Genomic DNA, 13,428 nt, shown 5'->3' with positions numbered 1-13,428 from the left:
GGTGACGATCATCACGCTCTCCGGGATCCCGATCCGATCGATCAGGCCGCTGACACGACGTGAAAGGGGCTGTTTGGCTCCATACAAGGAGAACTTCAGGCTCGAAGAGCCCCCATTAATAGTCAGGATGAAGGATTCAGATCCCTGATCACTCATCGTGCATCACCTTAGCCGCCATACACGTGGCGAACTGGAAGTACGTCATGCTAGTTGTGCCCGGATCCCGTAAGCGCGAGGCGCTGACCACAGTTAGAACGCCAAATACAGACCGAATCCGACCGTTTCAATTTTCTGAGCGAAGAACTGACCGTAGGGAACGAAGCCGTGATAGTAATTCAGCAAAAACCGAAAGCGACGAGTCGATCCTTGCCTCGACCATTCAATCCCTCCGACGACATTCGCATTAATGATCCACTTCAGTTCTTCAAACGCTTTGAAGTCCGCTCCGAGCACCGGCGTAATCACCAGACCTGATAGCTCCTTTGCCAAGACCGGCGAAGGCCATGCGGAGCCGCGCAACTCAAGTCCCCATTGCACTCGATTTCGATCAAGCGAGACGGGTTCACGGTGGATCAAATAGCCGCCGCCCGCATACACTCTGGCCCACCGGTAGTCGTATGAGACAATCGCCTCTGCTTCTTCAAAACTGAGATTCACTCGGTCGAATCCAGGCTGTCCAAGCAGAAACTCGTCACCAAGGTGACTGCTCTGGTGGTACAGGCGAACTCTCGTCGACCAATTTCCTGCACGCCATGATAATGGAACACCCACGACGAAATCGGTATTAATCAAATCAGATGAGGGTTCATCCAGATTGAACTGAGAAAATACTCCCGCCAAAATCCCGACCTGCCAGCCGTTGCACCCCTCTCGGTTCGTATACAATCCGAAATTCTCCCCGAACCCCACCGATCCGATGTTGGCGTATGTCCCGGCCGTCCTCGCCCGGGTGGCTTGCCAGCTCGCAAAAAACTGCGGCTGTTTAGGATCCGCCATCAAGGGCCTGAAGACGTCGTCAGAGGGAAAGGCCGAACTATTCGTCCCTCCCTTCACGGATTCGTAACGGCAATCAGAGCGAGTCTCGGTCATGGTAACCTCCGCTCTTGCCGGACTAGCCATCAACGCTGACACACTCAGTACGAGACATATAACATTCCCGCCGTTCAGCCATCCGTCTTTCTTTCCACCAAGTATTTTCACTCGCGACCTCTCCTTACACCACCCTTTGGTCGCGCAACATCACCACCAATTCTTTCTTCGCGATCAACATCGCTCCCATCCCGGCTATCATCGTCACCACCATCAACAGCGTTCCTATGAGCGGAATGAGTGAAGCGAGCGCATACCCAAGGAGACCCGTCACGAACGCCCAGGTGTGCGAAGGCCTGTCCGACATCAATAGCAGCATCTGTTGACCTGCCCAGAGCATGACGAATACCCGGCCCACATACAGGGTTACGACGTACATCGCGCCCAGCATCAATCCAATTGGAATACCGATCACTGTGACCAAGGACAGCACGATCAACAACGGTACACCGAGGAACAGAGCCGCTCCGATCCCCAGAGAAGCCCAGGAACGTTCATGAATCGTCGAGGCAACCTTGGGTGTAAAGACGGGATAGATGCGCAATAGAAGGAGACCGAGAAATAACGTCGAGAAGAAATTGACGATTCCTGCCCCGATCCGCATTCCCGTCAACCCACGGCGAAACCGCTCGCTCTTGAATGATTCGGGAATCTCGCGGCTCTGGATCGTGCCGAGTACGGTCGCCCCTTCGTCGATCGACGGTTCGTCCTCGCTCCAATACCTGAAATTTCTTCCGACCGACGCCTTTGACGTCAGTCGGATGTTTGCAGCCGCGATAGCGAGGTCGCCGCCGATTTTGTCGGATACGGTGACACTGCCCGCGCCGATGCGGGCGTCGTGAACGATTTCTCCTGCCAAGTGCAAGTTCCCGGCTCCGGCAAGCAGGCTCCCGCTGACTTGTGCAGCATCGGTAAGATGAACGTCTCCTCCGGCAATCGAGGCATTTCTGTCAACCTTTCCGCTCAGTGTCACCTTCCCACCGGCTATCCTTGCATCTTGTGTGACGTGGCCGGACAACGTCACTTCGCCGCCTGCGACGATCAAATCCCCGTCGACGATGCCGTCAATCAACACTTCGCCGCCTGCTGCATAGACATCGCCATGAACGACACCTGAGACCTCTACGTGGGGGCCGAAACTAAAATAGTCGCCGTGCACCTCCTGCCCATCCCGCAGCACGGCTCGCTTCTCCCATTCAGGATGTTCGAACGGCTCATCAGCCCACGCGAACCATGCACCGGCAAAAACCACAATCGTCAACAAGACGAACGTCTTGGTGTTCATAGATCGCTCCACTCTTTTCCGAAGGCGGCGGCTCCTCCTCTCTTTTGACGAACGTGCTACGCGAATTGCCTGCGGAACCGCCACAGACCCAAGCTAAACAGCCCCGCCCCCAGCCCCAGCATCGCCAACGCGGAGCTCCACAGCAAATCCAGTCCGACACCCTTGAGTAAAATGCCGTAGGTCACATCGATATAGTAGCGCAGTGGAGAGAGCGCCATGAGAGCCTGAACCCAGGGAGGCATCGCTTCGAACGGTGTCGTAATGCCCGACAATAACAACATCGGCGAGACGACCAGCAATGCGACCATGCCTACCTGCGCTTGGTTCTTCGTGACTGTTGCGGCAAAGAGGCCGAGCCCGGCGGTGGTAAAACTGTAGAGTGCTGTGAGCGTAAAATACAGCAAGGCACTCCCTTTCAGCGGCACACCGAACACCGGGATCAACACGCTTCCCATCGACAACGCGGTTGCGAGGAGAATCACCATGGTCATCGCAACCACTTTTGACAACATGATCTGTAGAGGTGTGACGGGGGACACAAGCAGCTGCTCGATGGTGCCCCGTTCTTTCTCCCGCACAAGAGCGGCCGCCGGCAGCAAGACGGCAAAGAGAGTGATCATGCGCAAGATATGCGAGATGGATTGAAACCACGTCTCATTTTGATCCTGATTGAACCAGACCCGGTGGGCACTGGTGATCACAGGAAGATGAGTCTCTCCTTGAGAGCCTCCTTCGAGGCGGGAGGCTGCAATCTCGGAAGCAAAACCCCCCACGATTCGGGCTGCATAGCCGGCCGCGGACAGCCCCTGGGGGGCATTGGTCGTATCGACTTGTAGTTGGACGGAAACAGGTTCCCGAGCCACGACTGCCTCGTGAAATCGCGGTGGAATGTCGAGAAGGAGCATGGCTGTTCCTTGATCCAATCTCCTCAGCCCGTCTGCGGGATCCTGAACTTCTCCGTCGAACCGGAAATACGGTTCGTGAAACCGGTGGATAAGCTCCCGGGAGGAGGAGCTGTGATCGCCGTCATGGACCAACAAGCTGGCGTTTTTTAACTGCATCGTGATTCCCGCACCGCTAATATAGACGCCGAGCGAGAACGAATAGATGAGAAACAGGAGCAACGGAATGTCGCGCCCCAGCTGCAACAATTCCTTCCGCGTCATGACGAAAAGGCGTCGGCCCCACAAGCGTGCTTGGCCAGCATCCCTGTTCTCTTGTTTGCTCACCTTCGCTCCCTGCCTCCAATCTCTATCCCGGCTTTCCCTTTCTTACCCTGTCGCAGTCATGCCTTCGGTCGTTTCGTGAACAGGAGATAGGCGGTCAACCGCAGCGCCACGGCGATGCCGGCGAGGGCGATCATATCCGTCCATATCGATTCCCATCCCAGGCCTTTCAGAAAGCTCCCTCGCAAGATGTTCGTGTAATACATCCCGGGGAAGAAATGGGCCTGCGCCTGGGCCCCCGGGCTCAATGACGACACAGGCACCAGCAGACCGGAAAACAGGATGGTGGGAATCATCGCGATAATGATCGTGATGACCAGTGCCGCCATTTGCGTCCGGACGAACAACGATACCACCAGGCCGATGCCCGTGCTGCAGAGCACGAACAGTGCAGAGGCGGCAAAGAACAATGTGAAGCTTCCCTTGAAGGGGACACGAAACAGCACTACCGCGATCAGCCAGAGAACGATCACGTTGATCGCCGAGATGATGAAATACGGAACCAGCTTACCGACAAGAAATTCGGCTCGGCTCACCGTCGAAGTATAGATGTTGTAGATTGCTCCGGTTTCCTTTTCACGGACCACACCCAGTGCTGTCAGCAAGGGAGACGACACCATCAACGTAAACATGATCAGCGCCGGCACCATCGACCAGCTACTCTTGACTTCTTCGTTGTAGAGATACCGCGTTTCAAGGGATACCGGCTGCACAAGTCGGCGTGCCATTTCCGGAGAAAGACCTCCCGTCCGGCTCATGTAGTCAGTCACCAGTTCCTGGCTGAAAGCGGTATTTACGGCGATCACATACCCTTTTGTGATATCCGCGTTAAGCGGGAACGTACCGTCTAATAACGTTTGAACACTGACGGGCCGCCCCGCCAAAAGCTCTTCTTCAAAGCGATCCGGCACGATAATCGCGACACGGATCGACGTATCACCCAGCATCCGATCGAGATTGCGTTCATTCCCGACCGACCCTCGATAGTCGAAGTAGCGGGATTCGATGAAGCGATAGAGGTAATCACGGCTCAACGAGGACTGGTCGCGGTCCAACACCCCAAATGGCACATGCTCAACATCCAATACCAGCCCATACCCGAACACGACCATCCAGACGGTGGGCAGCAAGAACGCCATGAGCAGGAAAAGCCTGTCGCGAACCGTTTCTCTCCATTCTTTCCAGGCCACCGCTACCACGCGCCGAAGGTTCATGCGGCCGCCTTCTGTCCCGCGAGAAGGTCCAGTCGTTCCAGTGCCATAACACGGTAGACAAATACATCTTCCAGGCTGAGAGGCCGTTCTTCCACCGACAACAGGTGTATGCCGCTTTCTTCGAGTGCATGGCAGGCACACTCTTTGTCCCGCACAGGATCTCGGCAGAAGAGATGCAAACGGGTTCCGAAGAGAGCGGCTCCGTGAAATCCTGCCTCTTTCAAATGCAGCAACGCCTTCCCCGGTTGATCGGTAACGACTTCAAAGAGCCGGCCGGCTTCCTGCTCAACCCCGCGCTTCATGTCTTGAGGAGATCCCTCCTCTACGACCCGACCGGCATGCATCAGGGCCAGGTGATCACAGTGCTCTGCTTCGCTCATGTAATGAGTGGTAATTAGAATCGCCACACCTTCCTCTCGTGCGAGTCTCGACAGAATCTCCCAAAAGAGGCGACGTCCGATCGGATCGACGCCGGATGTCGGCTCGTCCAGAAACAGCACTCGTGGTTGGTGGATCAGCGCGCAGCCGAGCGCGAGTCGTTGGCGGACTCCCATCGGCAATGAGCTGGTCAGGCTCGACTCGTACCCGGAAAGCCCCGCCATGACGGCGATCCATTCGAGTCGCTCATTTGTTGTACGAGTGTCGAGGCCGTAGAGGCCGGCGAAGAGGCGGATATTTTCCTCTACAGTCAAATCCAAATACAGCGAGAAGGCCTGGGACATGTACCCGATTCGCTCCTTGATCGCACCGGGAGCCGTCTGCATGTCCGCTCCTGCAACCAGACCGGTACCTCCGGTCGGTTGGAGAATCCCGTTGAGCATCTTAATGACCGTGGTCTTTCCCGCCCCATTTGCACCTAACAACCCAAAAATTTCCCCCTGTCTGACCTGAAAGCTGACCCGATCAACGGCGCGGAAGGATCCGAAATCCCGCACGAGTCCATCCGCTTCGATCGCCAAAGCGTCACGACCATACGCCACTGTTGAAGGAGGAAAGGAACGGGACCTCTCCTCCGCTCCTCCTCCTTTTCGAAGAAGCAAAGCCACGAACACATCCTCGAGCTCCGGATTGTCCACCCTTACCGAAGACGGCACAATGTCCCCTAACGCGGTCTTGAGTTGTGAGGCCGCCTCTTCATGATCAGTTGTGTCGCTAAAAACGTGCAGAAGCGGCCCCAGTGCCTCCACCTGTTGATACCTTTTCTTCAGCCTGGTAATCGCTTCTAACTGCGGCATGGCTTCAAACGTGACCATGGAACCGGGGACCAGGGCGCGGACTTCCGTCGGTGTCCCAGACGCCAACACTTTACCTGCTGAGAGAAATGACAGGCGTTGAAACCGTTCGGCCTCGTCCATATAGGACGTCGACACCAAAGCCGTCATGCCTTTCTCTTGCATCAGCTCCGCTAGAATCGCCCAGAACTCTCGGCGCGAGACAGGATCAACCCCTGTCGTCGGTTCATCCAGGATCGCCAGGTCCGGCTCATGAATGAGCGTGCAGATCAGTCCGAGTTTTTGCTTCATACCGCCTGAGAGATTTTTCATCGGCCGGTCGCGAAATCGTTCAAGTCTCGTCATCGCCAACAGTCGCGCTTTGCGCTCAGACAGTTCTTGATCGCGCACCAGACGAAGTTGCGCAAAGAAGTCGATGTTTTCTTCCACCGTCAATTGCGGATAGAGGCTCAAACCCAAACCCTGCGGCAGAAAGCCCAGTCGCGGCTTGACCCTCTCGGCATGACGCTCCGAATCCATCGCGGTGCCGAAAACATCGACCGTGCCGGCGTCATAGGTCAACACACCGGCGATCGCCTTCATCAAACTGCTCTTTCCTGCACCGTCCGGCCCGATCAGTCCGTACACCTCTCCGTGCCGGATGAGAAGATCAACGGAATCCACGGCAACGTGTTTCTTGTAGCGCTTCACGAAATTTGAGACCCTGACGACGTCATTCATCCCTTACGCCTCACCCTGCAGGTTTCACGTTTCAAGATCTCGGCTTCGCCCACGCCACATCTTCCTTCCATCTGATGATTGCGTCGGCTGGGAGACCGGGTGTCAGCCGATGATCTGGATTCTCGGCAAGATAGAGCTTTACAGGATAAATCAGCTTGACTCGCTCGTCCGGAGTTTGGACTTCCTTCGGGGTAAACTCGGCTTTTGAAGCGATATAGCGAACAGTGGCTTCGAACGGTTGGTCAGGAAATGCGTCCGTATAGATATGGGCCGGCAGGTCCAAGCGCACCTTCCCTATTTGGACCTCCGGAACGTAGACCTTGAGATACAGCCGGTCAAGATCCACCAATTCAAGCAGTGGGACTCCAGCCGAAACAACTTCTCCCGCCTCGACCATGCGGGTTGTGATCGTCCCGCCGGTCGGCGCTCTGATCGTCAGGTCCGTCAGGACACTCTGGGCTTCTTCAAGACCTGCGTAGGCCTGGTCTCGCTGGCGCTCCAATGCCGCCACTTCAGCCTCCTTCGCGCGAATACGTTTCCAACCCAACTCGGCCTGAGCCGCTGCCTTGTGCGCCTGAGCCAGCGTCGCACGGGCAATCGCAATCTCCCTCTTTGCGACATCCCATCGCATCTCTGCCTGCTCCCGCTGTTGCCGCGAGGCTTGATCCTTTTCCGCCAACTCGCGGAAGCGCTGGGCATCGCTTTTGGCTTCTTTCTCCACGGCGACGGCTTTCGCAACCTTCGCCTTCGATTCGGCTACTTCGGCGTCTGCGGCTTCGATCGCCAGCGGTACTTCGAGATTCAGCACGGCCAAGTCGAGATGAGCGGCTTGAACGCGCGCTTCGATGGCTTCAAATGCCCCCCTTGCCTGTTCGACCTTCGCCCTCGTCTGATCATCTTGAAGCCGCGCCAGCACGGCTCCGGCTTGCACAGTATCCCCTTCGCGAGCCAGCAGCTCACGAATCCTCCCGGGAAATTTGCTTGCAACCGTCACATGATCGCCTTCAATGCGGCCGTTGACCTGGATCAACCCTTCGGGTAAACGGTTGTTCCAACCCCAACGATCGAGCGCAAGGTAACCGGCTATGCCGAGCACGATTACAGCCGATGCGATCACAACCTGTTGTCTTGTAAGGGCCATCAGACAGTATTCTTAGAAGAGCTGGTCGATCTCGCCCTTGGCCCGGGCCAGGTTGATGCGTGATGCATTGAAACGAAAAAGGGCCTCGATCACATTGTCCCGGGCTCGGGCCATGGAAGTCTGGGCATTCGTCACTTCGATATTGGTGCCCAGTCCCGCCGCAAAGCGGTCGCGTGCGAACGTCAATTCTTTGGCCGCGAGGTCGACTCCTTTCTGGGCCACGGCAACCTGTTGTTTCGACGATTCAAGCGTCAGGAGTGCGTTGCGAACTTCCAGGGTGACTTGATCGGAAATGTCCTTCATGCGGATTGATTCCTGTCGCACGCGGCTGCGGTTCTCGGCAATCCGTCCTTCACGCTGGCCCCCGTCGAAAATCGGGACGGACAACGTCAATCCGATCATGCGTGTGGCCGCGGCATCCTCGGGCTTTACCCCAATCCAGCCGTAATCGCCATTGAGCGACAAGGAAGGAATCCGCTCGTTGGTAACGGAACTCAAACTGAGTGACGCCAACTTCTGACGCGTCTCCTGGGCTTTGAGTTCTACGCGCTGCCGACGGGCTATGGTGAGGGCCTGTTCCGCCTCCATCGTCTCAACCGGCACGAATTTCAATTCGTCGGTCAGCGTCACTTTCACATCGAAGGTGATGCCCAACGAACGGATGAGATTCAGTCGAGCAATCTCCTGATCGTTTTTCGCCACCAGCCAGCGCTGGCGATGATTTTCCAATTGTACTTCTTCGCGCGTAATATCCAATCCAGTCGCCACGCCTGCCGCCTTACGATCTCTTGCTAATTTCAGCAATTGCTCCCCGAGTTCGATATCGGCCTGCCTCGCCTTTACGGCCTCGTCGGCCCGTAAGGCTTCGATGTAGAGGAGACCGGCGGTCGCCATGACGTCGCGCTTCGTGACTTCCGCCTCGAGGGTGGCGACATTCACGCCCGCTTTTGAAGCCCGCCATCGCTGAATAAGACTGAGGCTGAAAATGTTCTGGACCAAGTTGGCCCGCGCATCGTAGACGTCGAACGGCTCTGTGACGCTTCCGTTCAGGCCTAGTCCTGAGAGCCGGTCCGCCGGAATTCCGAAGGCGGCCAGGTTCACCGTTTGGTTCCGGCCATTCACTGATCCTGACAGATTCGGCAACATCGCCCCCAGACTGGTGTCGGCCTGGGCCTGAGCCGCGGCAATCCGCTCCTTCAACAGTCGAACGTTGACGTTGTTATCAATGGCGGCTTGAATGGCGTCGCGCAAACTGAGCTTCAGTTCCGGGGGAGCGGACGATTGCGTTTCCACCGCAACCGTTTCCTGGCAGCTCCCATTCCGAGCCGGAATGGACAGCAGTAGGACGGTGACCAAGCCAATTGAAACGCGAGAAAGTTTTCTACTGGCAAGTCGCAATTTCAGATCTCCTCGCAGGATGTTAATCAGCGTTCTGCAAGGAGAAAGCCGCTTAACTACCTTCGGCATTAGATCTGCCAGCGCGAATTTCAGAAGGAATATTCGTTGGTTGGGTTGCGTGATCGACGCAACTGCTCATGCAATAGGGGATTCTTGCTACAGAAGGCAATCGACCTCTGTCGCAGAAGGCGACAGACAAAGAAAGGTCAAGCTCTTCTCCTCCGGATCATGTCTGCCGGCCATCCTGATCGGGATCCTCGAAAACTGTCCGACATTCGAGGCAACGAACTTGGCCCGTGGGTTTCCCGTCGACAGTCAGCACTTCATCGATCAAACGTCGATGGAGACAAGGAGAAACCGGCGGGAGATCGAGGGGGGTCGGGTGTTCCGTTACACGACTGGCCATTGAACACCTCCCTACGTGGTAGGAGAGCCGTGATCCTAGTCCTTCACGGGGAAAATACCAATCCACAAAATATGGCGTAAGTTATCTTTTGCAAGGTCAATGGATATGGTCTAGCCAAGGCTGCGAGCATGTCTATCCGTTTTCCCCTGAGACCGATAAGTTGGCCCCGGAACGCCTCGCGCCGGCAACTTGATAGTAGAGCAATGGGATCACGATGAGCGTCAACAGCGTCGAAGCTCCGACTCCGAATAACAGGGAGACCGCCAGTCCCTGGAATATCGGGTCCAATATAATCACGAAGGCGCCGACCATCAAGGCAGCAGCAGTTAGGACGATGGGTCTCGTTCGAATGGCGCCGGCTTTGATGACCGCTTCAGCCAGGGGAATTCCCGCTCGTTCTTGCAGTTGGATGAAGTCGACGAGGAGGATCGAGTTCCTCACGATAATACCGGCGAGCGCAATAAATCCTATCATCGAGGTCGCCGTGAAGTAGGAACCAGTCAGCCAATGCCCGGGCAGAATGCCTATGAGGGTCAACGGAATGGGCGCCATGATGATGACCGGCGTCATAAACGATTGAAATTGCCCCACGATCAACAGGTAGATCAAGAGCATCGCCACCGCGAAGGCGATGCCCATATCCCGGAAGGTCTCATAGGTGATCTGCCATTCTCCATCCCACTTCATCGCAATCTTGTCTTCCGACCAGGGCTGCGAGGCATAATACTGCTCGACCTGATAGCCATCCGGCGTGCGATATTGTTCCAATTTCTTGCCGACGCCAAGAACCCCATAGACCGGGCTTTCTGCGTTTTCTGCCCCAGGCCCTCCGACATCGGCCACGACATAGACCACCGGCTTTTGATTCTTGTGGTAGATCGCACGGTCTTGCACGGTTTGCTCGACGGTAAGCAACTCGGAAAGCGGCACCATGCTTCCTTTACTCGTCCGCAGTCCAATCTCGCCGATATGTTCAAGCCCCGTCCGTTCAACCAGCGGAAGGCGCAACATGATTTGCACCGGACTTTTTTCTTGTGGAATGTGGACGAGGCCGACCTTCGCTCCTTCCAGCGCCATGTGCAGCGTACGGACGATCTCGTCCGACGGAATGCCGGCCAGGGCTGCCTTGGCTCGGTCAACGGAGAACACGTATTTCACATGGTCCGCCTCAATATAATCGTCGACATCAACGACACCGGCGGTGGACTCTAACAGGCCGCGCACGTCGCGAGCGACCGCAATCTGCCTCGTGTACTCGGGCCCATAGATCTCTCCGACCAACACCGATTGCACCGGCGGCCCGGGCGGCACTTCAACCACCTTCACATTTGCCCGGTACTGCGCGGCAATCTCCTGAACTTGCGGACGAATCCGCCGGGCAATCTCGTGGCTCTGCGCTTGCCGTTCATGCTTGGCTACGAGATTTACCTGGATATCCGCTTCGTGAGGCTGCTCACGGAGATAATAGTGGCGAACCAATCCGTTGAAATTGAACGGCGACGCTGTGCCCACATAGGCTTGATAATCCCGCACCTCAGGGATCGTCCTCACATATTCGGATAAGGCTTTCGCCACACGCGCCGTTTCCTCAAGCGTGGTCCCCTCCGGCATGTCGATGACCAATTGCAACTCGCTCTTGTTGTCGAACGGCAACATCTTCACTACGACATGGCGGGTATACACCAGCAGACAGGACCCGATCAGCAAGAGCATTACCACGGACAAAAATCCGTAGGCCATCACTGGATGCCTCAAGATCGGGGACAGAATCATTCGGTAGATTCGACCAGTGAACCCTTGTTCCTCCCCCTCGTGATCGACACCCTTCACGGTCACTCCCGGCCGATAGCAGGTCTGGCAGAACCAGGGAATGACGACGAACGCCACAAGCAACGAAAAGAACATGGCGATGGAGGCGTTCACGGGTATCGGACGCATATACGGTCCCATCAATCCGGACACGAAGGCCATCGGGAGCAACGCCGCTATGACCGTGAAGGTTGCCAGGATCGTCGGGTTCCCGACCTCATCGACTGCGTAGATCGAGGCTTCTTGATGCGGCTTAAGACGCAACGTCAGATGGCGATAGGTGTTTTCGACGACCACGATGGCGTCGTCGACCAGGATTCCGATGGAAAAGATGAGAGCGAAGAGCGTCACTCGATTGATGGTGTAGCCGATAAGCATGGAGGTAAACAATGTCAGGGCGAGCGTGAGCGGTATCGCGATCGAAACGACGAAGGCCGGTCGCAGCCCCAAGGCGATGCCCAAGAAGATGACTACGGCGACCACGGCGATCAAGAGATGCCAGAGGAGTTCGTCGGATTTCTCACGCGCCGTTTCTCCGTAGTCCCTCGTGACTGTCACACGAACGTCGGCGGGGATGGTAACGCCTTTCATACCCTCGACCTTGCGGATGACGTCTTCTGCCACCGTTACCGCGTTCTGACCGCCTTGCTTGGCGATGGCCACCGTTACCGCAGGCTCCTCAAAAACCTTATCCTCTCCACCCGCCCCTTCACCAAGCCTTCCGGCTCCGAGACCAAACCAGGCGTACCGATTTGCTTCGCTCGGTCCATCCACGACCTCCGCAACCTGACGCAGGTATACCGGCCGCCGTTCGCTTACCCCGACGACCAAGGATTCCAAGTCCTCGCGCGAACGGATGAACCGGCCAGTCTCAACCAGAAAACTCTGATTACGGCTGTCGAACCGGCCGGCCGACAATGCGAAATTCTCTCCGCGGATGACCGCCGCGACCTGTAAGGGCGCCAAGGCATAGGCCTTCAATCTCGTCGGATCGATTTGTACACGCAATTCGCGAGTGCGGCCGCCGACGATGAAACCGGCCGAAGTCCCCTCGACTTTTTTAGCCTCCTCAAGAACCTGTTCGGCCAACTGGTACAATTCAAATTCGCCGTATCGCCCGCTCGACAAGGTGAGCGTCACGATCGGCACATCGTTGACATCTTTAGGTTTCACCAGAAATGGTTCGGCCCCCGGCGGTAAGAGATCTTGATTCGACATCAATTTGTCGTACAGATCGACCAGACTCTGTTCCATCGGCTCACCAACGTAGAAGCGCACAATGATCAAGGCTCCTCCGGGGCGGGAGATCGAGTAGACGTATTCCACTCCCTTAATCTCGGAAAGTTTTCGCTCGAAGGGTTTGGTCAGCTGCTCTTCGACAACTTTGGCGGACGCGCCGGGAAAGGGCAGCCAGACGTCAGCCATTGGAACGACGATCTGCGGTTCTTCCTCACGGGGGGTGGCAACGATCGCCAACACACCGAGCAGCAACGAAGCCAGCATGATGAGTGGCGTCAGCTTGCTCCCGATGAACAGGGCGGCAATCCGGCCACTGAGCCCTGGGCGATACTGTTCCATAGATGTCTAAGGCAAGGAATTTGAGGGAGAAGCGGCTGCGTCCACGATTTGCACCGAGGCGCCGTCAATCCCCTTGGCGGCTTCGAGCAGCACGCGCTCGCCTACGTTCACCCCGGACAGTATTTCAATCTGTTTGTCGAACCGGCGTCCAACCTTGATCAAACGAAGACGGCTGATCTGATCGGTTCCGACGACAAAGACGTTGGTCAATTCACCACGCTCGAGGACCGCGGACTCCGGCACAAGGATCGTCCTGCTGGAACCCTTTTCCAACTGAAACCGGCCGAACATGCCGCTCTTCAGTCCCGGCGTGCTCGGCACATCCACCCT

The 13,428-nt window shown here is 56.5% G+C and carries 11 protein-coding genes; all 11 read right to left on the bottom strand.

Going from position 1 to position 13,428, the window contains the following annotated elements:
* A partial coding sequence (locus tag ACWVCN_RS03135; RefSeq protein ID WP_455244057.1) for a hypothetical protein occupies window positions 1-156 on the bottom strand: 156 nt, incomplete at its 3' end.
* A gap of 93 nt (window positions 157-249) precedes the next feature.
* Complete coding sequence (locus tag ACWVCN_RS03130) at window positions 250-1,200, bottom strand: DUF1207 domain-containing protein (RefSeq protein WP_455244056.1); 951 nt, start codon at window positions 1,198-1,200, stop codon at window positions 250-252.
* A gap of 13 nt (window positions 1,201-1,213) precedes the next feature.
* On the bottom strand, window positions 1,214-2,374 hold the full coding sequence (locus ACWVCN_RS03125) for a hypothetical protein (RefSeq protein WP_455244055.1): 1,161 nt from the start codon (window positions 2,372-2,374) through the stop codon (window positions 1,214-1,216).
* 56 nt (window positions 2,375-2,430) lie between these two features.
* Window positions 2,431-3,603: an ABC transporter permease gene (locus ACWVCN_RS03120; RefSeq protein ID WP_455244054.1), complete on the bottom strand. Its 1,173-nt coding sequence runs from the start codon at window positions 3,601-3,603 to the stop codon at window positions 2,431-2,433.
* A gap of 56 nt (window positions 3,604-3,659) precedes the next feature.
* Window positions 3,660-4,814, bottom strand: a complete 1,155-nt coding sequence (locus tag ACWVCN_RS03115; RefSeq protein ID WP_455244053.1) for an ABC transporter permease — start codon at window positions 4,812-4,814, stop codon at window positions 3,660-3,662.
* Window positions 4,811-6,766 (bottom strand): ATP-binding cassette domain-containing protein, encoded by a 1,956-nt coding sequence (locus tag ACWVCN_RS03110; RefSeq protein WP_455244052.1) that lies wholly within the window; start codon window positions 6,764-6,766, stop codon window positions 4,811-4,813. Before ACWVCN_RS03110 ends, ACWVCN_RS03115 begins: the two co-directional genes overlap by 4 nt.
* Before the next feature lie 31 nt (window positions 6,767-6,797).
* Entirely contained in the window at window positions 6,798-7,907 is a 1,110-nt protein-coding gene (locus ACWVCN_RS03105) for an HlyD family secretion protein (RefSeq protein ID WP_455244051.1), read from the bottom strand.
* Between the two features lie 12 nt (window positions 7,908-7,919).
* Window positions 7,920-9,374, bottom strand: coding sequence for a TolC family protein (locus ACWVCN_RS03100; RefSeq protein ID WP_455244050.1), 1,455 nt, complete (start codon window positions 9,372-9,374; stop codon window positions 7,920-7,922).
* Window positions 9,375-9,531: 157 nt separating this feature from the next.
* On the bottom strand, window positions 9,532-9,711 hold the full coding sequence (locus tag ACWVCN_RS03095; RefSeq protein ID WP_455244049.1) for a hypothetical protein: 180 nt from the start codon (window positions 9,709-9,711) through the stop codon (window positions 9,532-9,534).
* 132 nt (window positions 9,712-9,843) lie between these two features.
* A complete protein-coding gene (locus ACWVCN_RS03090) occupies window positions 9,844-13,098 on the bottom strand; it encodes an efflux RND transporter permease subunit (protein ID WP_455244048.1) in 3,255 nt (1,084 codons plus the stop codon).
* A 6-nt stretch (window positions 13,099-13,104) separates the two neighbouring features.
* Window positions 13,105-13,428 (bottom strand): hypothetical protein (locus ACWVCN_RS03085; protein WP_455244047.1); only part of this gene is annotated, 324 nt, incomplete at its 5' end.

This window comes from Petrachloros mirabilis, from assembly GCF_975968855.1.
The sequence above is the reverse complement of the archived record's forward strand: the minus strand, read 5'-3'. Positions and strand labels throughout refer to the sequence as shown.